Source organism: uncultured Arthrobacter sp. (genome assembly GCF_964021775.1).
In the GTDB taxonomy this organism is placed as follows: Bacteria; Actinomycetota; Actinomycetes; order Actinomycetales; family Micrococcaceae; genus Arthrobacter.
Window position 1 is genome coordinate 1 of sequence record NZ_CAXHZI010000004.1, and the last position, 22,246, is coordinate 22,246.

25 protein-coding genes are annotated in these 22,246 nt (G+C 68.9%); 10 read left to right on the forward strand and 15 right to left on the reverse strand.

Annotation, left to right across the window (positions count from 1 at the left end; translation table 11 throughout):
• Positions 1-101 precede the first annotated feature (101 nt).
• On the reverse strand, positions 102-635 hold the full coding sequence (locus ABIN76_RS05195; RefSeq protein ID WP_346958661.1) for a hypothetical protein: 534 nt from the start codon (positions 633-635) through the stop codon (positions 102-104).
• 63 nt (positions 636-698) lie between these two features.
• A complete protein-coding gene (locus ABIN76_RS05200; protein ID WP_346958662.1) occupies positions 699-1,595 on the reverse strand; it encodes an SDR family oxidoreductase in 897 nt (298 codons plus the stop codon).
• Between the two features lie 101 nt (positions 1,596-1,696).
• On the opposite strand from ABIN76_RS05200, the gene ABIN76_RS05205 reads away from it, so the two are divergent.
• The 3 genes from ABIN76_RS05205 (at position 1,697) to ABIN76_RS05215 (ending at position 3,228) form a co-directional block, all read left to right on the forward strand.
• Positions 1,697-2,188 (forward strand): DUF6328 family protein, encoded by a 492-nt coding sequence (locus ABIN76_RS05205; protein WP_346958663.1) that lies wholly within the window; start codon positions 1,697-1,699, stop codon positions 2,186-2,188.
• A 3-nt stretch (positions 2,189-2,191) separates the two neighbouring features.
• On the forward strand, positions 2,192-2,902 hold the full coding sequence (locus ABIN76_RS05210) for a DUF6766 family protein (RefSeq protein ID WP_346958664.1): 711 nt from the start codon (positions 2,192-2,194) through the stop codon (positions 2,900-2,902).
• A gap of 101 nt (positions 2,903-3,003) precedes the next feature.
• Complete coding sequence (locus ABIN76_RS05215) at positions 3,004-3,228, forward strand: DUF2188 domain-containing protein (protein ID WP_346958665.1); 225 nt, start codon at positions 3,004-3,006, stop codon at positions 3,226-3,228.
• Between the two features lie 23 nt (positions 3,229-3,251).
• Here ABIN76_RS05215 and ABIN76_RS05220 read toward each other — a convergent pair whose 3' ends face one another.
• Positions 3,252-4,376 (reverse strand): glycerate kinase, encoded by a 1,125-nt coding sequence (locus ABIN76_RS05220; RefSeq protein WP_346958666.1) that lies wholly within the window; start codon positions 4,374-4,376, stop codon positions 3,252-3,254.
• A 165-nt stretch (positions 4,377-4,541) separates the two neighbouring features.
• Here ABIN76_RS05220 and ABIN76_RS05225 point away from each other — a divergent pair, with 165 nt between their 5' ends.
• The 3 genes from ABIN76_RS05225 (at position 4,542) to ABIN76_RS05235 (ending at position 6,734) form a co-directional block, all read left to right on the forward strand.
• Positions 4,542-5,303, forward strand: a complete 762-nt coding sequence (locus tag ABIN76_RS05225) for a histidine phosphatase family protein (RefSeq protein WP_346958919.1) — start codon at positions 4,542-4,544, stop codon at positions 5,301-5,303.
• Positions 5,287-6,180, forward strand: coding sequence for an NAD(P)H-hydrate dehydratase (locus ABIN76_RS05230; protein WP_346958667.1), 894 nt, complete (start codon positions 5,287-5,289; stop codon positions 6,178-6,180). The genes ABIN76_RS05225 and ABIN76_RS05230 overlap by 17 nt, the downstream gene beginning before the upstream one ends.
• A 95-nt stretch (positions 6,181-6,275) precedes the next feature.
• Entirely contained in the window at positions 6,276-6,734 is a 459-nt protein-coding gene (locus ABIN76_RS05235) for a hypothetical protein (RefSeq protein ID WP_346958668.1), read from the forward strand.
• A gap of 61 nt (positions 6,735-6,795) precedes the next feature.
• Here ABIN76_RS05235 and ABIN76_RS05240 read toward each other — a convergent pair whose 3' ends face one another.
• The 6 genes from ABIN76_RS05240 to ABIN76_RS05265 all read right to left on the reverse strand — a co-directional run bounded on the left by ABIN76_RS05240 (position 6,796) and on the right by ABIN76_RS05265 (position 11,959).
• Entirely contained in the window at positions 6,796-7,596 is an 801-nt protein-coding gene (locus ABIN76_RS05240) for a glycerophosphodiester phosphodiesterase (protein WP_346958669.1), read from the reverse strand.
• 110 nt (positions 7,597-7,706) lie between these two features.
• Positions 7,707-7,952, reverse strand: coding sequence for a hypothetical protein (locus ABIN76_RS05245; protein ID WP_346958670.1), 246 nt, complete (start codon positions 7,950-7,952; stop codon positions 7,707-7,709).
• A gap of 135 nt (positions 7,953-8,087) precedes the next feature.
• The gene (locus ABIN76_RS05250) at positions 8,088-8,906 is read right to left on the reverse strand and encodes an HAD family hydrolase (RefSeq protein ID WP_346958671.1); all 819 of its coding nucleotides are present in this window, start codon (positions 8,904-8,906) and stop codon (positions 8,088-8,090) included.
• A 139-nt stretch (positions 8,907-9,045) separates the two neighbouring features.
• Complete coding sequence (locus ABIN76_RS05255; protein WP_346958672.1) at positions 9,046-9,543, reverse strand: YbhB/YbcL family Raf kinase inhibitor-like protein; 498 nt, start codon at positions 9,541-9,543, stop codon at positions 9,046-9,048.
• Positions 9,544-9,552: 9 nt separating this feature from the next.
• Positions 9,553-10,518 carry a carbohydrate kinase gene (locus ABIN76_RS05260; RefSeq protein ID WP_346958673.1) on the reverse strand — a complete coding sequence of 322 codons (966 nt, stop codon included), beginning with the start codon at positions 10,516-10,518 and terminating at the stop codon, positions 9,553-9,555.
• Positions 10,519-10,585: 67 nt separating this feature from the next.
• Entirely contained in the window at positions 10,586-11,959 is a 1,374-nt protein-coding gene (locus tag ABIN76_RS05265; RefSeq protein WP_346958674.1) for an MBL fold metallo-hydrolase, read from the reverse strand.
• Between the two features lie 198 nt (positions 11,960-12,157).
• Here ABIN76_RS05265 and ABIN76_RS05270 point away from each other — a divergent pair, with 198 nt between their 5' ends.
• On the forward strand, positions 12,158-13,423 hold the full coding sequence (locus ABIN76_RS05270; protein ID WP_346958920.1) for an MFS transporter: 1,266 nt from the start codon (positions 12,158-12,160) through the stop codon (positions 13,421-13,423).
• Between the two features lie 16 nt (positions 13,424-13,439).
• On the opposite strand, the gene nhaA is transcribed toward ABIN76_RS05270, so the two are convergent.
• The 4 genes from nhaA to ABIN76_RS05290 form a co-directional block, all read right to left on the reverse strand.
• Positions 13,440-14,801 carry a Na+/H+ antiporter NhaA gene (nhaA, locus tag ABIN76_RS05275; protein ID WP_346958675.1) on the reverse strand — a complete coding sequence of 454 codons (1,362 nt, stop codon included), beginning with the start codon at positions 14,799-14,801 and terminating at the stop codon, positions 13,440-13,442.
• Positions 14,802-14,878: 77 nt separating this feature from the next.
• Entirely contained in the window at positions 14,879-15,574 is a 696-nt protein-coding gene (locus tag ABIN76_RS05280; RefSeq protein ID WP_346958676.1) for a TrkA family potassium uptake protein, read from the reverse strand.
• The gene (locus ABIN76_RS05285) at positions 15,567-16,958 is read right to left on the reverse strand and encodes a potassium transporter TrkG (RefSeq protein ID WP_346958677.1); all 1,392 of its coding nucleotides are present in this window, start codon (positions 16,956-16,958) and stop codon (positions 15,567-15,569) included. Before ABIN76_RS05285 ends, ABIN76_RS05280 begins: the two co-directional genes overlap by 8 nt.
• 49 nt (positions 16,959-17,007) lie before the next feature.
• A complete protein-coding gene (locus tag ABIN76_RS05290; RefSeq protein WP_346958678.1) occupies positions 17,008-17,802 on the reverse strand; it encodes an alpha/beta hydrolase in 795 nt (264 codons plus the stop codon).
• A gap of 205 nt (positions 17,803-18,007) precedes the next feature.
• Here ABIN76_RS05290 and ABIN76_RS05295 point away from each other — a divergent pair, with 205 nt between their 5' ends.
• Positions 18,008-19,114 carry a (p)ppGpp synthetase gene (locus tag ABIN76_RS05295; RefSeq protein WP_346958679.1) on the forward strand — a complete coding sequence of 369 codons (1,107 nt, stop codon included), beginning with the start codon at positions 18,008-18,010 and terminating at the stop codon, positions 19,112-19,114.
• Positions 19,115-19,151: 37 nt separating this feature from the next.
• Here ABIN76_RS05295 and ABIN76_RS05300 read toward each other — a convergent pair whose 3' ends face one another.
• Positions 19,152-19,592, reverse strand: coding sequence for a protein-tyrosine phosphatase family protein (locus ABIN76_RS05300; protein ID WP_346958680.1), 441 nt, complete (start codon positions 19,590-19,592; stop codon positions 19,152-19,154).
• A 170-nt stretch (positions 19,593-19,762) separates the two neighbouring features.
• Between ABIN76_RS05300 and ABIN76_RS05305 the strand changes: the two genes are divergently transcribed.
• The gene (locus ABIN76_RS05305) at positions 19,763-20,056 is read left to right on the forward strand and encodes a DUF4287 domain-containing protein (RefSeq protein ID WP_346958681.1); all 294 of its coding nucleotides are present in this window, start codon (positions 19,763-19,765) and stop codon (positions 20,054-20,056) included.
• A 52-nt stretch (positions 20,057-20,108) separates the two neighbouring features.
• Here the strand turns inward: ABIN76_RS05305 and ABIN76_RS05310 are convergent, their stop codons facing one another.
• Positions 20,109-21,632, reverse strand: a complete 1,524-nt coding sequence (locus ABIN76_RS05310; protein WP_346958682.1) for a SulP family inorganic anion transporter — start codon at positions 21,630-21,632, stop codon at positions 20,109-20,111.
• A gap of 176 nt (positions 21,633-21,808) precedes the next feature.
• Between ABIN76_RS05310 and ABIN76_RS05315 the strand changes: the two genes are divergently transcribed.
• Positions 21,809-22,207, forward strand: coding sequence for a MerR family transcriptional regulator (locus ABIN76_RS05315; protein ID WP_346958683.1), 399 nt, complete (start codon positions 21,809-21,811; stop codon positions 22,205-22,207).
• The last annotated feature ends 39 nt before the right edge of the window (positions 22,208-22,246 follow it).

Consider the following 22,246-nt stretch of genomic DNA (forward strand, 5'->3'; position numbering starts at 1 on the left):
GGTCGTTGCAACTCCCAAAAGTTCTGGGTGTTGCAACGACCGCTAGAAGCCAAGGTGGCAGGGCGCCGGCCTTTCGTGTGAAGACGGCGGTCTAGTTACGTCTAGCCGGCGTCGAACGACTCTGCGTCATCGCGGCCGCGGTCCTTGGGTGACTGCTCGTCCGGCAGGTCCGTGCCGCTGCCGTCCGGAATCCCGGCGGCGTCCTGGCCGGATTCGGAGGAGAACGGCCGGCCCGGCTCGGGCTCTTCGGTGTTGGCCGCGTCCATATCCGCTTCCGAGGAGGGCACAGCGCCGCCGCTTTCGGCTGCCGCTTCGTTGCCCGGCTCGAAGCCGGCGTCGGTGCTTTCGTTTTCCGCGTTCATCTGTTCCTCTGTTCCTCCGAAGCGTCCGGCTCCGGGTTCTCCTGCACTGTCCTGGTCTTCGGCGCCAAACTGGCTCAGGTCCGGCGCTCCGGCCGGGTACGTCTCGCCGTCTGGGCTGTCCTGGTTGAGGCCCGCGGCGTCGAAGGCCTCCTCGTCGCGCGGCTGGGCGAAGGTCTTCGCGTCCCCGTCCGGCAGTTCCTGCTCCGCGGTGGGGGTGCCGTAGCCGCCTGCTTCTTCCTCAACGGCGCGTCCCTGGTGGTTTTCCTCACTCATGTCGTTCCTCCTGCTTCCTGGCATGTGGCCGGTCGAATCTGGATGGTCGGATCTAGGGGGTGTTCAAAGGCCCTTGCCGCCAGTCACTGGCAGCACCGCGCCGGAAATATAGGACCCGTGGTCGGACGCGAGCAGCACATAGGCCGGGGCGAGCTCCGCGGGCTGGCCGGCGCGGCCAAGGGGCGTGTCCTGGCCGAAGCTGGGGAGCTTGTCCGGCCATTCAGTCGCCGGAATCAGCGGTGTCCAGATGGGACCGGGAGCCACGGCATTGACCCGGATGCCCTTCGGTCCCAATTCCTGAGCCAAGGCCTTGGTGAAGGCCACCTGGGCCGCCTTGGTCATGGCGTAGTCGATGAGCTCCGGCGACGGATTGAAGGCCTGGATCGACGCCGTCGTGATGATGGACGCCCCCGGCTTCAAATGCGGGACCGCCGCGCGCGCGGTCCACATAAGGGAGTACAGGTTGGTCTTGAAGACCCGGTCGAACTCTTCGGTGGGCAACGTTTCGAAGCTCTCCCGGTTCTTTTGGTAAGCCGCATTCAGCACCAGGACGTCGAGCCGTCCGAACTCTGCCAGCGCATCCTCGACGATCTTCGCGGCAAACTCCTCGCTGCGCCCATCGCCCGGGAGAAGGAGCGCCTTGCGGCCGGCTTTCCGGATCCACTCGGCCGTATCCCGGGCATCGTCCTCCTCTTCCGGGAGGTAGGAGATGGCGACGTCGGCCCCTTCGCGGGCGAAGGCGATCGCCACTGCCTTACCGATTCCGGAGTCCCCGCCAGTGATCAGCGCAGCTTTGCCACTCAGCGCCGCGCTGCCCTCATAACTGTGCTCGCCGTGATCGGGTTTTGGCTCCATCGGAGCTGTGAGTCCGGGCTGTTCCTGGACCTGCTCGGGAAAGGGCCCGGCGTGATAGCCACCCCTGGGGTCTTTTGGCTGGTCCTGCTGTCTAGAGTTGCTCAATAGTCCACCTACCCAAATGTGTCGGTTTTCCTGTTCCTCCACCGTACCCGAAAATCGTCAGTAAGCTTAGTACCAAGTTTTGATCCACGTTAGGAGCGATGATGCCGAACGCCGAGGAGACCCGCAAAGACGACCGGGACGAGAGCTTCGACGAGAAGATGGACCGCAACTGGGCAGAGCTCCTGCAGGAGTTGCGGGTGCTGCAGACCGGCGTGCAGATCCTCGCGGGCTTCCTGCTGACCCTGCCGTTCCAGAGCCGTTTCGAGACGCTGGACGACTTCCAGGTGACGCTCTATCTCGCCAACGTCATCCTGGCGGCGCTGACCACCGCACTGATCCTGTTGCCGGTCAGCACGCACCGGCGGCTCTTCCGCAAAGGGCTCAAGGACACCCTGGTGGCCAGCGCGGACCGCATCGCGAAAGTGGCACTGGCCGGCGTCGCGCTCTTGAGCGTGGGCACCTCCGCGCTCGTCTTCGATGTGACGGCCGGACGTGCCGCCGGGCTTACGGCCGGCGCCGCCCTGCTCGCCGTACTGTTGGTCCTGCTGGTGCTGATTCCCAACATGCTTCGCCACCGGGCCCGCCAGGACTAGGCCTTGACGGAAACCACACGTCACACCCACCACCCAGAGCCGGGAGCAAAGATGCGCAAGTGGGCCAAGGAACACGGACTGCTGCTAGCCAACATTGGACTTTTTGTTGTCTTCTTCGGCGGCATGGTCGTCAGCGGCGCGGCCGATTACAGCGAGGACCAGCTCGCCCACGGCCAGTCCGCCGTCGGAATCTTCGAGTATCTGGGCACGGGCGCCTTCCTGGAGGCGACGTTCGAAAACTGGGAGTCGGAGTTCCTCCAAATGGGCATGTACGTCATCCTGACGGTGTTCCTCTTCCAGAAGGGTTCCTCGGAGTCCAAGCCGATGAACAAAAAGGCCCCGCAGGATGAGGATCCGCGGGACGCCCCGATCAAGGCGGCGACACCCTGGCCGGTGCGCCGTGGCGGATGGGTCCTCAAGCTTTATGAACACTCGCTCTCCATTATGTTCCTGCTGTTGTTCCTGATGTCGGTGGGACTCCACGCTGTCGGCGGCAGCGAGGACTACAGCGAGGAGCAGCAGGCCCACGGCCAGCCGCCGGTCAGTGTCCTGGGCTATCTCGCGACGAGCCGGTTCTGGTTCGAGTCCTTCCAGAACTGGCAAAGCGAGTTCCTGGCCGTCGCGGTGCTGGTGGGCGCCTCCGTCTACCTGCGGGAAAAGGGCTCACCGGAGTCCAAGCCCGTCGCCGAACCGCACTACGAAACCGGGGCCTGACCTCGGGCGGGCGCGCCTTTCGGCACCGCTTGCCCCCTTGCGTGGCCCGTCTTGTGTAGCGTGACCGTTGTCAGCAGACCGTGATCAACAAGGAGCTTTCCATGGCCAAGGGCGATATCGAGACGTACTACGAAGACGGCGTGTGGAAGAACAAGCGCGAAGGCACCGGGCGCGCTTTTTCCACCAGCGGAACGAAAGACGAGGCGGTCGCGGAGGGCCGGGAAGCCGCCAAACAGGACAAGGTTGAGCACGTCATCAAGAACCAGGACGGGCAGATCGCCAGCAAGAACAGCTACGGCAACGACCCCGCAAACGTCCGGGGCTAGTCCCCGCTAACGGCGAGGGCGGCTCAGGCCCCTTCGAGTACCTGGCTGGTGGCCCAGGCCAGGTACTTCGCTGCTTTCGCGATGGCCTCGGCCGGGCTGGGCGCCACGTCCAGCAGTTGGGCGGCGGCGACCACCCCGTGCCGGGCCAGGTCCTCGGGCGTGACGAGGATCCGGCCGGCCACCATGATCACCGGAATGCCCAGTTCGCGGGCGGCGTCGGCGAGGGCAATCGGCGCCTTGCCGGTCAGCGACTGCGAGTCCAGCGAACCCTCCCCCGTGATCACCAGGTCCGCGTCCGCGAGCTTTGCGGCGAGTCCGGTGAGCCCGGCGACGAGTTCGAACCCGCCTTCCAGCGAGGCGCCGCTAAAGGCCAGGAACGACGCCGGGAATCCCCCGGCCGCGCCCGCGCCCGCGACGTTGACGTCACGGCCGGTCGCCTGCCGCAGCACCGAAGCCCAGTTGCGCAGCCCGGCGTCGAGCACTTCCACGGCCTCCTGGTCGGCGCCCTTCTGCGGGCCGAACACGTGGGCGGCGCCGTCGGGTCCGTAGAGCGGGTTCTGCACGTCCACGGCAATCCGGAACTTCACGGCGGCCAGCCGCGGGTCCAGGCCGCTGACGTCCACGGCGGCCACCTCGCCAAGCGACCCGCCGCCGAGCGGCACCACGTTGCCGGCAGCGTCCACGGGCTTCAGGCCCAGGGCGCGCAGGGCGCCGCTGCCGCCGTCGCTCATGGCCGAGCCGCCCACGCCCAGCACGATTTCGGTGGCACCGGCGTCCAGCGCCGCAGCGATCAGCTGGCCGCACCCGTAGCTGTGGGCGCGCAGGGCGTTGGCGGGCGTCGGCTCCATGTGCGCGAGTCCGGAGGCCTGTGCTGTCTCAATGACGGCGGTGGCGCCGCCGAAAGCGTCCTGGCGCATTGCCCAGGCCGCCCCGATCGGCGCCAGGATCGGCCCGACGACGGCGTTTAGGCGCTCCTCGTAGCCGGCGGCGACGGCCGCCTCCAGGGTGCCCTCGCCGCCGTCGGCCACCGGGAACTGGATGGCCTCGGCCTCGGGATAGACGCGCAGGGCGCCCTCGGCAATGGCGGCGGCGGCCTCGGCCGCGGTCAGGGAGCCCTTGAACTTGTCCGGGGCGATCAGGATACGCATGGTTCCATCCTGCCAGCCGGCGCGGACATTTCGCTTCCGAGACAAGGCCGCGCGGGCGGGAGTAACGTGGGCACTTCCGGGCCGCCCGGGGATTCTCCCGTGGACGGCCGTGGCAGTTCCGGCCCGCGCCGCGGGCCCAGCGCGCAGGAGGTAACGGTGAGCATCATGGGACACGCCGGCGGCGGCCGGCCGGGTATTACGGGGCTGGTCCTGGTCCGGCACGGGGAAAGCGAAGGTAACGTGGCCGCCACGCTCGCGCATCAGGCCGGGTCACACGTCATCAACGTTCCGGCGCGCGACGCCGACGTCGGCCTCTCCGACACGGGCCGGGAACAGGCGCTGGCCCTGGGCCGGTTGCTGGCCCGCGTCCCCGAGCAGGGCCGCGCTGCCGTGTGGTCCTCCCCCTACGCCCGCGCCCGGCAGACCTCCGAACTGGCCGTCCAGACCGGCGGATGGCGCGGGCAGATCAGGCTGGACGAGCGGCTCCGGGACCGCGAGCTGGGAATCCTGGACATGCTGACCTCCGCCGGCGTGGAGGCGCGGCTACCGGAGGAAGCCCAGCGACGGCGGTGGCTGGGGAAGTTCTACTACCGGCCGCCGGGCGGCGAATCATGGGCGGACGTCGTGCTGCGGCTCCGCTCGCTGCTGGCCGACCTGGACCGGGAGCACGCCGGGGAGGAGGTTCTGGTGGTCTGCCATGACGCCCTGATCGTGCTGTTCCGCTACATCCTGCAGGGCCTTTCGGAGTCCGAGCTGCTGGACATTGCCGCCACGACCAGTGTCCTCAATGCCTCTGTCAGCCGCTTCGTCCGCGCCGGCGGGGACGGGGCCTGGGAGCTGGAGAGCTTTAACATGGCGGACCACCTGGCGGAGCAGGGCGTGCCCGTCACCGAACACGCAGGAGATGCCGATGTCCACCCGCGCTGAGTCCTCGCCCGTGGTCCAGGTGACACCGACGCTGCTGCGCGGCTGGCCGTTGCCGGGCGGCGGGTCCGGCAAGGATGACCGCGGCTCGGTGCTGGTGGTGGGAGGTGCCCGCAAGACGCCGGGCGCGGCCCTGCTCGCCGGCGTCGCTGCCCTGCGCTCCGGCGCCGGCCGGCTGACCCTGGCGGTGGCGGAGTCGACGGCGGTGCAGCTGGCGGTTGCCTTCCCCGAGTCCGGCGTCGTGGGGCTGCCGGAGACCGCCCGCGGATCGGTCAAGGGTTCCGGGGCGTCGCTGCTGGCGGACGAGGTTGGTGCGGCCGACGCCATCCTGATCGGGCCCGGCCTGGATGACAAGGACGAGACCCTGGCGTTGCTGCGCGGTTTGCTGCTGCCGGGACGGTCGCGGCCCAAGCGAGGTCCCGCCGTCGTCCTCGACGCCTACGCCCTGGGCTGCCTGCCCGAGCTGGCCGGCGAGTTGAAGCCCTGGGCGGGCCGGCTGATCCTGACCCCCAACGTGACCGAAGCCGGCATCCTGCTGGGGCACGATGTTGAGGACCTCAAGCGGGACGTGCCGAAGATCGCCGAGGCCTACCAGGCCGTCGTGAGCTGCCAGGGCATCATCGCGGCGCCGGGCGGGGACAGCTGGGAAATCACCACCGGACACAGCGGCCTGGGAACCTCGGGCAGCGGCGACGTTCTGGCCGGCGCCATCGCGGGCCTGCGGGCCCGCGGCGCCACCGATGAGCAGGCCGCCTGCTGGGGCTCCCACCTGCACGCCGCCGCCGGTGACCGGCTCGCCAGCAGGCTGGGAGGGCTCGGCTACCTGGCCCGCGAGCTCTGCGACGAGTTGCCGGCCCTGATGGTGGAACTCAGCAGTTGAGACGGACTCTGGACTAATCCTAAGCATGCTGATAATTCTGGATGGGCAGGGCCGGTTCTTCCGGCCGCGGCGAAATTGAGAGTGAGGAGTACGCGATGGGCATCGGAGACAGCATCAAGAAGGGCGCCGAGTACGCGATGGAAGACCTCGCGGGGACGGCTAAGAAGTCGGACGACGGCCACGCCCCGGACCCCGGAAATCCCCGCGACGAGGTCCAGGTACATTCCTCGATCAGCGAGGGCTCAAATGCGATGGAGGGGGAACGGGACGACAATGACGGCGCGCTGACCGGCGACCGCGCCGCAACCGATCCGACCTCCACCCCGCCGGGCGAGCGGCCTGCGGACCCCACGCAGCCACCGGGCGGCCCGCTGGACAACCCTGTCAACGACCCCGACAACGCTCCCCCGCTGGGCGACCCCGCTCCGGGGCCGGACAGTGCCCCCGGCAGCGTACCCGGGCCCGGGGGCCTGCCGGAGACCCAGCCGGGCCAGTTCCGGGGCGATCCCTCTGAAGGCGACGGCGACCCGACCCTCAGCATGGGGCGCGGCTAGGCACCCGCGCACTGCTCCTTCCCCGGCCGGCCGTCGCCGTCAGGGAAGGAGCCTTAGGGCTTCAGTCCTGCCACTGACCGCGCTCCTGCAGCACGCTCTTGAGCAGGTCGGCGCGGTCGGTGACGATCCCGTCCACGCCGAGGTCCAGCAGGCGGTGCATCTCGGCCGGTTCATTGATGGTCCAGACGTGGACGTGCAGGCCGTGGCGGTGGGCGCGCCGGACGAACCCCGCCGTCACCACCGGCATGGCCCCGTAACGGACCGGGACCTGCAGGGCGTGCACGCCGCGCAGCGCACGGGCCGTCACCCGGCGCAGCACGCCCGCTGGAAGCAGCGGACCCAGCAGCACGAACAGGGCGTTGGACGCCATGCCGGCGGAACTGGCGGCCGGACGGCTCAGGCGCCGCAGCACGGCGCGGCGCCGGCGGTCGGAAAAACTGGCGATCAGGACTCGGTCATGCAGGCCGTGCTGCTCGATCGCGGCAGCCAGCGTGGCCACCGAGTTCCAGTCCTTGACGTCGAGGTTGAGCCGGATGTCGGGAAACTCCGCGACCAGCTCGGCCAGCAGCGGGATCGGCTCCGCGCCGGCGATCCGGGCCCGGGCCACGGTCGCGGCGGGCAGCTCGGAAATGCGCCCGCTGCCGTCGGTGACGCGGTCCAGGGTTTCATCGTGGAACAGCAGCAGGACACCGTCGGCGGTGGTGTGCACGTCCGCCTCCAGATAGCGGTACCCGAGGGCGACGGCGGCGCGGAACGCCGCCATCGAGTTCTCGGCGCCTGCCGGCGAGAAGCCGCGGTGGGCCATCGGCACGGGCGCTCCGGCGGCGCCGCCATGGGCGAGGAAAGGGTGCGGGGCGGTCACTCCTGAAGCGTACCGGAGCCGAGCCCGGTGGCGCCCGGCTGGCCGGGGGCGCCCGGCTGGCCGGGGGCGTCCGGCTGGCAGATCCTCGGGCTGGCCGCTGCGGATCAGGCTCAGCCGTGCGGCAGGATCTCCACCCCGTCGCTGCAGTGCAGCAGGGTACGGCCGCCGCCGCCGTCGAGGTCCACCCACACCGTGGTGTGGTCCGGCGTCACCGCGTCCACGAACCCGCCGGTCTCGAACCCGGGCGTGAGCCGCACCCGGACCCGGTCACCCTGGCGCAGGCTCTTCCAGTGCGCGTCCGGGTCGACCCGCCCGAACGGCTGGTCATCACTATTTCGGTTGCCGTATCTGGCCATGAGTGCCCCACCATCAGTCAAGAGATCCGTTCGGTCCCGCCAGCCTAAGAGGCCAAGGTGAACGGCAGTTGTCCGTCAGCTGGGAATCCCATGGCCGTCCGGGCCGCGCGGGCCGCGGCGGGCAGCCGGGGCCGGCTACGGGTGCCGGACTCCCAGCTCGGCGAGCTTGGCCTCAAGGATCTGGGCCACGCCGTCGTCGTCGAAATGCGGTGCCTGCCGGCCGGCGGCGCGGATGGCCTCCGGGTGGCCGCTGGCCATGGCGTAGCCGTGACCGGCCCAGCGCAGCATCTCGATGTCGTTGGGCATGTCGCCGAAGGCCACCACGTCCTGCGCCTCGACGCCCAGGGACGCGGCGTATTCGGCCAGGGTCACGGCCTTGTTGACGCCCGGCAGCGACAGCTCCAGCAGCGCGATGTTGGGGGCGGAGTGCGTGGCGGCGGCCAGGTGGGCCACCGCGGGAGACACCTCGGCGAGGAAGTCGTCTGCGGTTCCTTCCCGGACGATCGCGAGGAACTTCACCACGGCGTCGTCCGGGGTGAGCGTGTCCTGCAGCGGGGCCGGGGTGAATTCGGCGAGCAGGCCGCTGGAGCCGGTTCCGAGGAAGCCCGGCTCCAGGTGGAAGCCGGTCAGAGTTTCCGCGGCGAACAGCGCGGACGGGCGCAACCGCTGGATGATCCGGCGGGCCTCGAAGACGGCGTCGAGCTCCAGTGCGCGGGCGGACACCATCTTGTCGGCCTCCAGGTCCCACACCACGGCGCCGTTGGAGCAGATGACCGTTCCGGTGTGGCCCAGCTGCTCCTGCAGGGGATGCAGCCAGCGCGGCGGGCGGCCGGTGACGAACACCAGCTCCACCCCGGCGTCGCGGCAGGCGTGGAAAGCGCGCACGGTCCGGTCGCTGATGTGACCGTCGTGGCCCAGGATCGTTCCGTCAATATCACTTGCTACCAGCCGCATACTGCCAGTCTACGTTGGCTGCGGCGGTACCATTTCGACGGTTCCCTGCCCGCAGGGTAAGCGGAAACGTCGAGGGCGCGGGGAACCCGTCGAAACGGGGAGCTGGGCGGGCTGCTTCCGGGGCCGACGACGTCGACGGTCAGTGCCGTTCGTAGAGTCCGGTCAACGTGGCCCGGGCCAGGGTGTGCGGGCCGAGCTTGGCTTCCAGCTTGGCCGGGGACCCACCGGCGTCGAGCCCGGACTTTTCCACGTTGAGGGCCAACACCGTGATGACATAGCGGTGCGGTCCATGCCCCTTGGGCGGGGCCGCCCCCAGGTAGCCGGCCGAACCGCCGTCGTTCCGGAGCTGGAAGGCGCCGAGCGGCAGGCCCCCGCCGTGCCGTGCTCCCGCACCGGCGGGCAACGAGGTAGCGTCCGCGGGGAGGTCCAGGACGGCCCAGTGCCAGAAGCCGCCATGGCCGGGGGCGTCGGGATCGAACATCGTGACGGCGTAGCTCCGGGTGCCGGCCGGGGCTCCGCTCCAGTGCAACGGCGGTGATTCATCCTTGCCGCCCGGGCCGGTCGCCGCGCCGCGCTGGGCTGCCGGCAGGATCTGGCCGTCCTCGAAGGTGTCGCTGCGCAGAGTGAAGGTTGCCATGGCTGCCTCTCAGTTGCTGGTTAGGCCCGCACTTTCAGGGTTCAGTTCCATCCGGTTCAGTTCGGCCCGGGTGGGCGGGTTGGCGCCGGCGCGGGAGACCGTTACGGCGGCGGCCGCAGCGGCGTGGACCAGGAGTTCACGCAGGCTCTCCGCGGAGAGGCCGCGCAGTTCGGGGCGGTTCTGCGCCCCGTTGAGGCCCAGGTCCACGATGCCGGAGAGCAGGGCGGCCATGAAGGAATCGCCGGCGCCGACGGTGTCGGCCACCTTCACTGCCGGGGCCGGGGCGTGCGCCTCGCCGGCAGCGTTAATGGCCCAGGGGCCGGCCGCGCCGCGGGTGACGACCACCATGGCGGGGCCCTCCGAGCCGCCGAACGAGAGCCAGCGACGGGCCGACTCGAGCGGGTCCACGCCGGGGTAGAGCCATTCGAGGTCCTCGTCGGAGGCCTTGACCACGTCGGCGAGGCTGACGAACTTCTCGGTCTGGTGGCGCGCATAGTCGGCGTCGGTGATGATGCTGGGACGGCAGTTGGGGTCGAAGCTGATGGTCGTCGAAGGATGGGCATGCTCGACGGCGGCGAGCACGTCCGCGGCGCCCGGGGCCAGCATGGTGGCGATCGACCCGGTGTGCAGCAGGGTGCTGCCCTGCAGCATGAAAGGCAGCCGGTCCGCGAGGCCGGGGAGTTCCCAGGCGAGGTCGAAGGTGTAGCTCGCGGCGCCGTCGTCGTCGATCAGCGCAGTGGCCACCGACGTGGGCAGCTCATCCGGTCCCAGCGGCAGCAGCACCGAACTGGACTTCAGGTGGGCCGCGACGGATTCGCCGTAGGCGTCCCGGCCGTAGCGGCCGATGAACTGTACCGGGTGGTCCAGCCGGGCCAGTCCCACGGCAACGTTCAAGGGACTGCCGCCGACGTGGGCCTGGATACCTGAGGAGCGCTGGACAACATCAACCAGGGCCTCACCAATGACTGTGAGCATGCTCATACTCTGCCAGAGAACCTGGCCGGGCGCCGCTGTGTTTCGCGCGGGGACCCGGCCCGGCGGCCTAGTCCGCGGCCTGGAGGGTCGATTTGTCCATCGGCACCCCGGAGGTCTCGGCTTCCTCGAACGTCGCGTCGATCTGGACGACGTCCCGGCCGGCCCGCTGCAGCAGGCTGGCGGCGACGCCGGCCCGGTAGCCGGACGCGCAGTGCACCCAGAGCCTGCCGTCGGGCACCTCATCCATCCGGCCGAGCAGTTCGTGCAGCGGCACGTTCACGGCGCCGGCCACGCGCGACCCGGCGAACTCGTCGGTGCGGCGCACGTCCAGTACGGCATCCCCTTCGGCCCGGCCGCTGAGCAGCCCGTCCCAGCCGACGCGCGGATACGAGGCGAGTGCGGCATCGGGGGCCAGCGCGTGCGGCTCGGTGCCGACGGCGGCGTCCGGGGAATCGATGCCGATCCGGGAAAGGTCGCGGATGGCGTTTTCGACGTCCTCGAGTGAGCCCACCAGGGTCAGCTTCTCGTCCCAGGGCAGCACCCAGCCCAGGAACGTGGTGAAGCTCGAGCCGTCGCCGTATTCGAAGCTGACGCTCCCTTTCAGGTGGCTGCTGGAGAACGCCACCCGGTTGCGCAGGTCAACAACCCATTCGCCGTCTTCGAGGCGGCGGTTCAGTTCCGCCGGGTCCACCGACTCCGGAACCGACAGGTCCGCGGCGCCGGGGCCCTGGGTGTTGGACGGGCCCATGTGGGCGTAGTACGACGGGTAGGCCGTGAGGTTGGCGATCAGTTCGTGGACAAAATGCTCTTCATCCGGGTCCGTCAGGGCGTGGTTGGCGGTGAGCTGCTCGCCGATCGTGGATTCGTCCGCCCCGGTGGCCGGACCCGAGGAACAGAACGACCCGAACCCGTGCGTCGGGAACAGCGCAGCGTCCCGGTCGGCCTGCTCGACCAGGCGGCGGACCGAGGCGTACTGGTCGCGGGTCAGGCCGACGGTGTCCGAAGCGGCCACCAGGTCGGTCCGTCCCACGGAGCCGTAGAGCAGGCTTCCGCCGGAGAAAACGGCCTGCTTGTCGCCGTCTTCAACGATGAAGGACAAGTGCGTGTGGGTGTGGCCCGGTGTGGCCACGGCCTTGACCGTGAACGCGCCGACCTGCACGGTCTCGCCGTCAGTGATCGGCGTGCGCTCGAACTTCACCGGATCGGCCGCATTGACGAGGTAACTGGCGCCGTGGGCCTTGGCGAGTTCGAGGCCGCCCGTGACGTAGTCGTTGTGGATGTGGGTTTCCGCCACGTGCGTAATGGCGACGCCGGCCTCCCGGGCGGCCTGCTCAACCCGGTCCGTGTCGCGCTGCGGATCGATGACCAGCGCGACGGCGCCGTCGTGGACCAGGTAGCTGCGGTCCCCGAGCTGCGGGGTATCAATGACGATGACATCCATGGTTTCTCCTTCAAGGTCCGGCGGCGCGTGGCGCGCCACCCTTGCGCGGGCAACGTGGGTACAACAAGGTCACCGCTTCCATCATGAAACCCCCGGGGGTATGGACGCAAGGACCCGGCCCCCGCCGGGCGGTTTGGCCGGATACCCCGGGGGGTATAAAATAAGGGCATGGCCCCGATCGAGAGCACACGCCCCGGCATGCCCGCTGCACCACGGTCCGGCGGGCGGAACGCCGTCGTCCTGGGGCTGCGCCAAAACCTTGCCCAGTTCATGCTGCTGGTGGCGGTCAACGCCCTGGTAGGCGGCACCCTGGGCCAGGAACGCACCGTTCTTCCCCTGCTCGCCAGCGAGGTGTTCCACCTCGACAAGTACACCTCCGCCCTGACCTACATTGTGGCTTTCGGGCTGGCCAAGGCGGCCACGAACTACTTCGCCGGAACCCTCTCGGACCGTTTCGGGCGCAAACCGGTGCTGGTGGCCGGCTGGCTGATCGCTCTGCCCGTCCCGCTGCTGCTGATCTTCGGCACCAGCTGGTCCTGGATTGTGGCCGCCAACGTCATCCTCGGCATCAGCCAGGGGCTGACCTGGTCCACCACCGTGGTGATGAAGATGGACCTGGTGGGGCCGAACCGGCGCGGCCTTGCGATGGGCTTCAACGAGGCCGCGGGCTACCTGGGCGTCGCGGGCACCGCCCTCTTCACCGGCTACCTCGCCGCATCCTACGGGCTGCGTCCGGCGCCGTTCTTGCTGGGCGCCGCCTACATCGCCCTGGGGCTGGGCCTGTCCGTGCTCGCCGTCAAGGAGACGCACCACCACGCCAAGACCGAGGCCGCCAACCACGTCGACGCGCACAGCGGCGCCGGCGCGTCGCTCAGCACCCGCGAAATCTTTACCCTGACCAGCTTCCGGGACCGCTCGCTCTCCTCGGTCAGCCAGGCCGGGCTGGTCAACAACCTCAACGACGGCCTGGCCTGGGGCCTGTTCCCGGTGCTTTTTGCCGGTGCCGGCCTCTCGATCGAGCGCATCGGCATCCTCGCCGCGGTATACCCGGCAGTCTGGGGCGCGGTGCAGCTGGTCACCGGCGCCGCCTCGGACCGCGTGGGCCGCAAATGGCTGATCGCCGGCGGCATGTTTGTCCAGGCCGTCGGCCTGGGGATGGTGGCCGCCGGCCGCGGCTTCGACATCTGGCTCGTCGCCGCCATCCTGCTCGGCGTCGGCACGGCCATGGTCTACCCCACCCTGCTGGCAGCCATCGGCGACGTTGCCCACCCGCAGTGGCGGGCCCGTTCGGTCGGGATCTACCGCTTGTGGCGCGACGGCGGCTTCGCCGTGGGCGCGCTGCTCTCAGGGCTGCTCGCTGACGCCTACGGCATCCCGGCGGCGATCGCCGTCGTCGCCGTTGTGACCGGACTGTCCGGCGTCGTCGTAGCGGTCCGGATGCGCGGCACCGACCACCACGCCTAGCCCGGCGGCCGGGCCGCTAGGACTCCGCGGCGTCCTTTTCGTAGACGTCCGGAATGCCGTCGTTGTCCGAGTCGCGCCGCTCCTCTTCCTCGGCCAGCCGGTACTGCCGGTTCCGGGTCTTCAGTACCGCGCTGGCCAGCAGGGCAGCGAGCAGCGACGCCGCCAGGATGCCCACCTTGGCGTGGTCGTCGTGGATGCTGCCGTGGCCGAAGCTGAGTTCCGCCACCAGCAGCGAAACGGTGAAACCGATCCCGGCCAGGATTGAGACGCCGAAGATGTCGATCCACTTGAACGAGCTGTCCAGCCGGGCCCGGGTCAGTTTGGTCAGCAGCCACGTGGTGCCCAGGATGCCGGCGGGTTTGCCCAGCACCAGGGCCAGGATGATGCCGAGGGCGACCGGATCCGTCAGCGCCGAGCCCAGCCCCTCCCAGCCCCCGACGGCGACGCCGGCGGAGAAGAAAGCGAAGACCGGCACGGCGACGCCGGCCGAAATCGGCCGGAAGCGGTGCTCGAAGATCTCCGACAGCCCGGGACCGGCCTCCGGACCCCCGCTGGCCTGGGAGCGCAGCACCGGGATCGCAAAGCCAAGCAGGACACCGGCCACCGTCGCGTGGATGCCCGAGGCATGCACCAGGGCCCAGGTGGCCAGGCCCAGCGGCAGCAGGATGAACCACGCCGCGGGGGCCTTCAGCCCGAAGAAGCGCCGGTACCGGTGCGCCAGATAGGTGTACAACCCCAAGGGAAGCAGGGCCAGCAGCAGGGGGATGATCTGGAGATCGCTGGAGTAAAAGACAGCGATGATGGTGATGGCGATCAGGTCATCCACCACGGCGAGCGTGAGCAGGAAGATCCGCAGCGCGCTGGGCAGGTGCGAACCAATGATCGCGAGGACGGCGACGGCGAACGCAATGTCCGTGGCGGTGGGGATCGCCCAGCCGCGCAGGGTCTCCGGGCTGCCGAGGTTGACGACGGCGTATATCGCCGCCGGGACGATTACCCCGCCCGCGGCCGCGGCGACCGGCACGATCGACTTGTTCAACTGACGCAGGTCGCCGGCTACGAATTCGCGCTTGAGCTCCAGGCCGACCAGGAAGAAGAAGATGGCGAGCAGCCCGTCCGCGGCCCACGCCCCGAGACTGAGGTTTAGGTGCCAGGGTTCGTAGCCGACCTTGAAGTCGCGGAGCGCGAAGTAGCTGTCCGAGGCCGGCGAGTTGGCCCAGATCAGCGCGGCGGCGGCCGCCAGCACAAGCAGGGCGCCGCCGACCGTTTCCTTGCGGAGGATTTCGCCGATGCGCAGGGATTCGGCATAGCTCCCGCGACTGAAGAAGGTCAGGCGCGGTTTGCCGGGCCGGGGCGCGGGAGGAGGGGTGTGGCTCATGCGGGAGTCCTAAAATTTGGGTCGACTGAACTATGCCGACCAGACTTCCCGGCGCACCTGTCCCCAGTCTACTTTGCCTACGGCATCGTGCTGAATCGTTCCGCCTGCGACTTGGCGCCCTGGACGATGATCTGGTCTTCCTCGTAGAGGACCGTTTGCGCCGTGGTGTGGCCCCAGGTTCCGCCGGGGCGCTTGACGGCCACCACGGTCACGCCGAATTTCTCCCGCAGTCCCACGACCCCAAGCGGGCGGTCCCGGACGACCGCCGGCGGGCCGGTCCGGATCATCACAAAATCGTCCTCGAATTCGACGTAGTCGAGGATGGAGCCGAGAACCAGGTGGGCCACCCGCCTGCCCATGTCATGCTCGGGCCGGATCACGTGCTCGACGCCGAGCTGGGCGAGGATTTCGGCGTGGGGCTCGCTGATGGCCTTCGCCCAGATCTGCGGGCGCTGGAATTTCAGCAGCCGTGAGGTGGTCAGGATGCTGGCCTCAATGTCGGAGCCGATGCCCACCACCGCGCGGTCAAACTCGTGCACGGACAGCTGGCGCAGCACCTCTTCCTTGGTCGAATCGGCCCTGACGACGTGGGTGAGGCGGCCGTTGAAGGATTGGACAATTTCCTCGCTGGCGTCCACCCCGAGGACCTCGGTCCCCTGGGCCTCGAGCTCCAGGGCCAGGGAACCGCCGAAGCGGCCGAGGCCAATGACCACCACCGAGGACGCCTTGACGCTGGCGGCCGCCGTGCGGGCGGCAAAAATGTTCTTAGCCAATGAGCGGCCTTTCTTTGGGGAATTCGTAGAGCAGCGGCCGTTCGCGCAGCGCGAGGGCGGCGCCGAGGGTCACCGGCCCCAGCCTGCCGACGAACATCAGCAGGATCAGGACCAGCTGGCCGGCCGGCGGCATGGCGGCGGTGATGCCCGTGGACAGGCCCACCGTCGCGAAGGCGGAGACAACTTCGAAAAGGATCCGCTCCTGGCCAAAGTCGGTGATCAGCATCAGGAACATGGTGGATCCGACCACCAGGGCGATCGCGAGGAGCACCACGGTGATCGCTTGGCGGTGGACGGCGCGGGAGAGCCGCTTCCCGAAGATGTTCACGGCCGTGCCGCCCTGGAGTTCGGTGGTGAGGATGAAGAAGAGCACGGCGAAGGTGGTGATCTTCAAGCCACCGGCGGTTCCCGCCGGGCCGCCGCCGATGAACATCAGGATGTCCATGCCGAGCCAGGACACGGGATGCATCTGCGAGATGTCGATGCTGTTGAAACCGGCGGTGCGCGTGATGGCGGACTGGAAGAAGCCGGCGAGCACGCGGTCGCCGGCCGGCAGCGCGCCGAGTGTGGCCGGGTTGGTCCACTCCACAGCAGTCAGGAACACGGTTCCGCCGGTGAGCAGCACCGCGGTGCCGACCAGGACCAGTTTGGTATTCATGCCCCAGAAGATCGGGCGCCGGTACTGCCGGACCAGTTCAAAGAGGACGGGGAAGCCGAGGCCGCCGATGATCACCGCCGCGGCAATCGGCAAGCACACCCAGGGGTCGCCGACGAACCCCATCAGATTGTCTGAATACAAGGCGAAACCGGCGTTGTTAAAGGCTGACACCGCATGGAAGATGCCGCGCCACACGGCCTCGCCGGGCGGGTAGCCGTAGCCGGCCATAAAGCGGGCCGCGAGGATCACGGCCAATAGTGTTTCCACGATCAGGCTGATGCCGAGGACGCCTACCAGCAGCCCGCGGACGTCGCCGAAGCCGGTGCTTTTGGTCTCCGCGGCGGCGGACAACCGGGATTTCAGGCCCAGCCGGCGGGCGGTCAGGACCCCGAGCAGGGTGCCGAAGGACATCACACCGAACCCGCCGATCTGGATCAGCACCAGGATGACCACCTGGCCGAAGCCGCTCCAGAACACCGGCGTGTCCACGGTGCTCAGGCCCGTCACGCAAACGGCTGAGGTGGCCGTGAAGAGGGCCTCCAGGAAGGTGGCCCCGCCGTCGCCAGTCTTTGCCACCGGCAGGGACAGCAGTCCGGTCCCCGCGGCGACGGCGCCGGCAAAGCCCAGGACGATCACCTGGGCGGGATGGCGGGGCGCGAAAGCGCGCGCGAACTTGGTGAAGCCCGCCACGGGGGCACGGAGCACCGCGGGAACTTTCACATGCATGGGCTCACGCTATCACCGGCGCCCGGCCCCATCGCCCGGTTCAGCCGGTTCAGCCCAGCAGCTGCTGGACGAGTTCGCGGCATTTCCGGTAGGCGGCGGCCTTCGGGTCGATCAGGGAGAAGTGGTCGCCGGGGACCTTGAGGAATTGAACCGGGGCGCCGCCGGCCTTGGCCGCGGCGGAGTAGGCCTCGGACTGGCTGACCGGCACGGTGTCGTCGTCGGTGGTGTGGACGGCGTAGACCGGAACCCGCAACGGCACGGCGCTCATGGGGTCAGCGAACTTATGCCGTTTGGGGTATTTTTCCGAGGAACCGCCCAGGAAGTTGCTCACCGCGCCGTTGCTCAGGTTGAGCCGCTCAGCCTCGGCCAGGTTCAGCAGCCCGGACTGGCTGACCACCCCGGTGAGGTGCACCGCCGCGTCGTCGTCCTTGCGCAGGAGCTGTCGGTCAGCATCCGGGGCGCCGAGCTGTCCGAGCCGGCTCCGGCCGGCAGCCCACACGGCCAGGTGGCCGCCGGCGGAGTGGCCGAGGGCGACGACGCGGTCCAGGCCGAGGCCGTGTTCGCCGGCGACGTCCCGGAGCTTGTCGATCCCGGCCAGGACATCAGCGAAGGTGTGCGGCCAGCCGCCGCCGTTGCCGGGCCGCCGGTACTCCAGGTTCCAGGCGGCCACCCCGTGGGCGGCGAGGTCCTTGGCCAGCGGTTCGCCCAGCTCGGCGCCGTACTGCGAACGCCAGTAGCCGCCGTGAATGACCACCACCACTCCCCTGGGCTCGGCCGCATCCGGGAGGAAGATTTCCCCCCACTGGCTCGGGTCGTCGCCGTAGTGGTACTTCTGCCGCTTCACTGTGTCCTCCTTGGGGCCCGGTGAGCAAGCAGCGACCGCCCCCAGTGTCACCGCCGCTGCGGCCGCGAAGAAAGTCCGACGCCGCACATCAGCCATGTGCAGAGCCTACCGTGGGCACCGCGCGGCACCGTTGAACGCGGCTCTGCTTTGCCGCCGAACCGCCGCCTCCCGCGTAGATGTCACAGCCGCGCCGTAAGCTAGGCCCATGGCTAGCAACTGGGACCGCCTGGACCCCGCACTGCGCGATTCCGTGCAGGAGAACGTGGAACTCTACGAGCGGGTCCGCCCTGCCCTGAAACTGGTCACCCGGGAGGTGCTGCTGTCGCTGCGGGCCATGCTCAAGGGCACCGAGGTGACGCCGCTGTTTGTGACCGGCCGCACCAAGACCGTGGAGTCCTTCCGTGAGAAGATCTCCCGCATCGAGGAGCCCCTGGAGCCGGGCGGGCCGCCGGTGCTGAAATTTCCGGATCCGTTCCGCACGCTCAATGACATGGTGGGCATCCGCGTCATCACCAAGCTCCCGGCGGAAAACGCCGTGGTCGCCAACCTGATCAAACGCCAGCGCCACCTTTTCGACTGCCGCGGCGACCGCGAGAAGGACATCGGCTCGATTGAATCCGGGACCTACGGCTACTCGAGCCGGCACCTGATCCTGCGAACCATCCAGAACGAGGTCGTCAAGGAGTACCAGCACGTCTTCAACCCGGACGTGCAGCCCAACGGCAGCTACTTCTTCGAGTGCCAGATCCGGACGGTTTTTGCGCACGCCTGGAGCGAAATCGAGCACGACATCCGGTTCAAGGCCGAGGATCCGCGCGCCTGGACCCCGCATTTCGACCGGCAGTTCACTGCCACGGCCGCCATGCTGGAAACCGTGGAGGGGGCGTTCGCCGACCTGCATGAACGCTACGAGGAGGTCCGCAGTTACTGGGACATGGACGGCGAGGGCGCCGCGCAGCTCACGCCCAACCGGATCCGGGACGTCTGGCGGACGCTGCTGCCGCACGTGGACCGCAAGGTCGACGACGACTGGGGCTGGGCCGCCGAACTAATGGCCGCGCACGGCCTGAACCAGACCATGCAGCTCGCCGGCCTGCTCAGCGCCAACCGGATCACCGAGGTCCGCAAGGCCCTGGACCACCGCTACTCGCCCGGCCCGGACAGGTTGCTGGACGACCTGCTGCTGTGGCAGTACGGAACCGCGCACATCGACCTCACCGCGGAACCGGCCGACGCCGTCCCGCACCCTCGGCGCGACAGCCTGCTGCGCCGGCTCAAACAGATTGAGCGCTACCGGCTGACGCAGGGCTAACTGCGGGGAATCTGCGCCTCGCGGATGCGCTTGCGCCTCAGGAACCTGCCCCGCGAAACCGCGCCACGTAGCGCCGTTGCCAGGGTGTTTCCACGGCGCTGCGCCGGTAGTTCCGCCGCACGAAGGCCACGGCCTCGGCGGGCGGGACGCCGTCGAGCACCGCGATGCAGGCCAGCGCCGTGCCGGTCCTGCCCCGGCCTGCCCAGCAGGCCACCTCCACCCGCTCGGTTTCCGCGCGCCGCCACGCCTCGCGGAACGCGTCCAGGGCGTCGGCGTCGTCGGCGGGCACATGCAGGTCCCGCCAGCGGACCCAGCGGAAGTCCCACTCCACCGGCCGCGGACGACGGCCCAGCAGATACAGTCCGAATTCGGGCCGCGGGCCGGGCGGAAACGGCGCCAGCAGGCCGCGGCCGCGGATGAGGCGTCCGGAAGGAAGACTGAGCACACCGGGCTGGCCCGGCTCCCATGTCTGCGCCATACTCCCGAGCGTAGCCGCCGCGGTGTGCCCGTTGAAGCCCGGGCCGGGCCGCCAGATATGCCGCCGCAAATAGGGCCGCACGGGCCTACCGGTGGCCGGTTCCAGACCCTAAAGTGACCCCAGCCCCAACAACCCCACGAGCCCCACAAACCGCCGAAAGGAATCCGCGGATGTCATTCCAGGCGTACCTCGACACCATTGAGGACAAGACCGGCCTCACTCCCCGCCAACTTCTCGAACTCGCCCGGCAGAAAGGCTTCGCCGGTACGTCCGCGAAGGCCGGCGAGATCCTTGACTGGCTGAAGACTGACTACGGCCTGGGACGCGGCCACGGTATGGCCCTGGTCCACGTCATCCGGCAGGGGCCGGGCATCAGCAGCAAGCACGTGGGGGCCACCGGCGCGCACAGCGACGAGTCCGACACGCTCTGGCTTGACGGAAAGGCGTCGAGGCCCGCCTCCTAAAGGCGGGGCTCGGAGGCCAGCCCCCTGGTGTCCGGCTGCTAGTGTCCGGCTGCTAGTGTCCGGCGCCGAGCTTGCCGCCGAGGCGTTCGCGCATGAGGACGCTGGCGTCGTTGAGCCCGACGATCTGAACGTCCTTGCCGTGGTGGCGGTATTTCTCGGTGATGGCGTCCAGCGCGGCGATCGTGGACGCGTCCCAGAGGTGCGAGGCGTGCATGTCGATGATGACGTGCTCGGGGTCCAGGGCATATTCGAACTGGGTGTAGAGGTCGTTGGAGGAAGCGAAGAACAGCTCGCCGTCCACCACATAAGTGGCCGTTTCCCGCCCGCCGATGATCTTGACGGAGCGGTTGACGGTGACGAAGTGGGCGACGCGGCGGGCAAACATCACCATCGCGACAAGGACGCCGACGCCGACGCCGATGGCCAGGTTGTGGGTCGCCACCGTGACGATGACGGTGGCCACCATGACGGCGGTTTCGCTTTTGGGCATCATTTTCAGGGTCCGCGGACGGATGCTGTGCCAGTCGAAGGTGGCTACGGAGACGAAGATCATCACGGCCACGAGGGCTGCCATCGGAATCAGCGAGACGATGCCGCCCAGCACCACCACCAGGATCAGCAGGAAGACGCCGGCGAGGAAGGTGGAGATCCGGGTGCGCGCGCCGGAGGCCTTGACGTTGATCATGGTCTGCCCGATCATCGCGCAGCCGCCCATGCCGCCGAAGAAGCCGGTCACCACGTTGGCCACGCCCTGGCCCCACGCCTCGCGGGTCTTGTGGGAACGGGTGTCGGTGATGTCGTCAACGAGCTTGGCCGTCATCAGCGATTCAAGCAGCCCGACGAACGCCATCGCGAGGGCGAAGGGGAAGATGACCTGCAGCGTCTCGAGGTTGAGCGGCACGTTCGGCAGGAAAAGTGTCGGCAGGGAGTCCGGGAGTTCGCCCTTGTCACCCACGGTGGGAACGGCGACGGCGGCGAGCACGGTGATGAGCGTCAGCACCACAATCGCCACCAGCGGGGCGGGGACGGCCTTGGTCAGTCTCGGCAGCCCGAAGACAATGACCAGGCCCAGGGCGGTGAGCGGGTACACCAGCCACGGGACACCAAGCAGTTCCGGGACCTGGGACAGGAAGATCAGGATGGCCAAGGCGTTGACGAAGCCCACCATCACGGAGCGCGGAATGAACCGCATCAGCTTGGCGACCCCGGAGAGTCCCAGGATGATCTGGAAGACGCCGGCCAGGATGACGGCGGCCACGAAATAGTCGACCCCGTGGGACTTCACCAGCGGTGCGATCACCAGGGCGATCGCACCCGTGGCAGCCGAAATCATGGCCGGCCGGCCGCCGACGAAGGCGATGGTGACGGCCATGGTGAAGGAGGCAAAGAGCCCAATCCGGGGATCGACGCCGGCGATGATCGAGAAGGCGATGGCTTCGGGGATCAGGGCCAGCGCGACGACGAGTCCGGCCAGGACCTCGGTCTTGAGCCGACGCGGGGACCTGAGGGTTCCCCGCACGGATTGCAGCTGTTCTGGGGTGAGGGCCGGGGCATCCCCGGCGGTTTGGACGGCCATTGCTGGCTCCGTTCATGGTCAAGAAGGCGCGTGGCAGCGGCTTCGTTTAGCTAATGAATGAGGGGCGCAGCGTCGCGCCGGGAAACGGGGGATTTGATCTTGAAGTCTCACCCCGTACGCTCAACCCTACCCTAACGTGATGGTAGAGTTGATCCCCGAACGGGACAGAGGGGCTCATGACAGCGAAAACCACCAGCACCATGCACATCGGCGAACTGGCAGAACGCACCGGGCTGTCCCTGCGGACCATCCGGCATTACGACGACGTCGGACTGCTCCCCGCGTCGGCCCGCACCGACGGCGGCTTCAGGGTCTACTCGGAGGCCGACGCGGCGCGCCTGATGCTGATCAAGCAGATGAAACCGCTGGGGTTTTCCCTGGAGGAAATGGCGGAAATCCTCGGCCTGCTCGCCGCGGAAGGGACCCCGGGCAGCGCGTCGGCAACTGCCGACTCCGGCCCTGACGCCCGGCTGGCCGAATTCCTGGAGCGCGCCGAGCACCAGCGCGCGAAAATGGCCCGCAACCTCAGCCAGGCGGACGAGTTCATCGCGATGCTGGGCAACCGAACCGCCTGACGTGCGCGCCGCAGCCATAAATCTGACATACTCGCCCGC

What these genes read in the sequence shown, in the direction of transcription:
- ABIN76_RS05195 (WP_346958661.1), bottom strand. Translation starts at nt 635, where the DNA reads ATGAGTGAGGAAAACCACCAGGGACGCGCCGTTGAGGAAGAAGCAGGC.
- ABIN76_RS05205 (WP_346958663.1), top strand. Translation starts at nt 1,697, where the DNA reads ATGCCGAACGCCGAGGAGACCCGCAAAGACGACCGGGACGAGAGCTTC.
- ABIN76_RS05215 (WP_346958665.1), top strand. Translation starts at nt 3,004, where the DNA reads ATGGCCAAGGGCGATATCGAGACGTACTACGAAGACGGCGTGTGGAAG.
- ABIN76_RS05220 (WP_346958666.1), bottom strand. Translation starts at nt 4,376, where the DNA reads ATGCGTATCCTGATCGCCCCGGACAAGTTCAAGGGCTCCCTGACCGCG.
- ABIN76_RS05225 (WP_346958919.1), top strand. Translation starts at nt 4,542, where the DNA reads ATGGGACACGCCGGCGGCGGCCGGCCGGGTATTACGGGGCTGGTCCTG.
- ABIN76_RS05230 (WP_346958667.1), top strand. Translation starts at nt 5,287, where the DNA reads ATGTCCACCCGCGCTGAGTCCTCGCCCGTGGTCCAGGTGACACCGACG.
- ABIN76_RS05235 (WP_346958668.1), top strand. Translation starts at nt 6,276, where the DNA reads ATGGGCATCGGAGACAGCATCAAGAAGGGCGCCGAGTACGCGATGGAA.
- ABIN76_RS05245 (WP_346958670.1), bottom strand. Translation starts at nt 7,952, where the DNA reads ATGGCCAGATACGGCAACCGAAATAGTGATGACCAGCCGTTCGGGCGG.
- ABIN76_RS05250 (WP_346958671.1), bottom strand. Translation starts at nt 8,906, where the DNA reads ATGCGGCTGGTAGCAAGTGATATTGACGGAACGATCCTGGGCCACGAC.
- ABIN76_RS05255 (WP_346958672.1), bottom strand. Translation starts at nt 9,543, where the DNA reads ATGGCAACCTTCACTCTGCGCAGCGACACCTTCGAGGACGGCCAGATC.
- ABIN76_RS05260 (WP_346958673.1), bottom strand. Translation starts at nt 10,518, where the DNA reads ATGCTCACAGTCATTGGTGAGGCCCTGGTTGATGTTGTCCAGCGCTCC.
- ABIN76_RS05265 (WP_346958674.1), bottom strand. Translation starts at nt 11,959, where the DNA reads ATGGATGTCATCGTCATTGATACCCCGCAGCTCGGGGACCGCAGCTAC.
- ABIN76_RS05270 (WP_346958920.1), top strand. Translation starts at nt 12,158, where the DNA reads ATGCCCGCTGCACCACGGTCCGGCGGGCGGAACGCCGTCGTCCTGGGG.
- nhaA (WP_346958675.1), bottom strand. Translation starts at nt 14,801, where the DNA reads ATGAGCCACACCCCTCCTCCCGCGCCCCGGCCCGGCAAACCGCGCCTG.
- ABIN76_RS05285 (WP_346958677.1), bottom strand. Translation starts at nt 16,958, where the DNA reads ATGCATGTGAAAGTTCCCGCGGTGCTCCGTGCCCCCGTGGCGGGCTTC.
- ABIN76_RS05295 (WP_346958679.1), top strand. Translation starts at nt 18,008, where the DNA reads ATGGCTAGCAACTGGGACCGCCTGGACCCCGCACTGCGCGATTCCGTG.
- ABIN76_RS05300 (WP_346958680.1), bottom strand. Translation starts at nt 19,592, where the DNA reads ATGGCGCAGACATGGGAGCCGGGCCAGCCCGGTGTGCTCAGTCTTCCT.
- ABIN76_RS05305 (WP_346958681.1), top strand. Translation starts at nt 19,763, where the DNA reads ATGTCATTCCAGGCGTACCTCGACACCATTGAGGACAAGACCGGCCTC.
- ABIN76_RS05310 (WP_346958682.1), bottom strand. Translation starts at nt 21,632, where the DNA reads ATGGCCGTCCAAACCGCCGGGGATGCCCCGGCCCTCACCCCAGAACAG.
- ABIN76_RS05315 (WP_346958683.1), top strand. Translation starts at nt 21,809, where the DNA reads ATGACAGCGAAAACCACCAGCACCATGCACATCGGCGAACTGGCAGAA.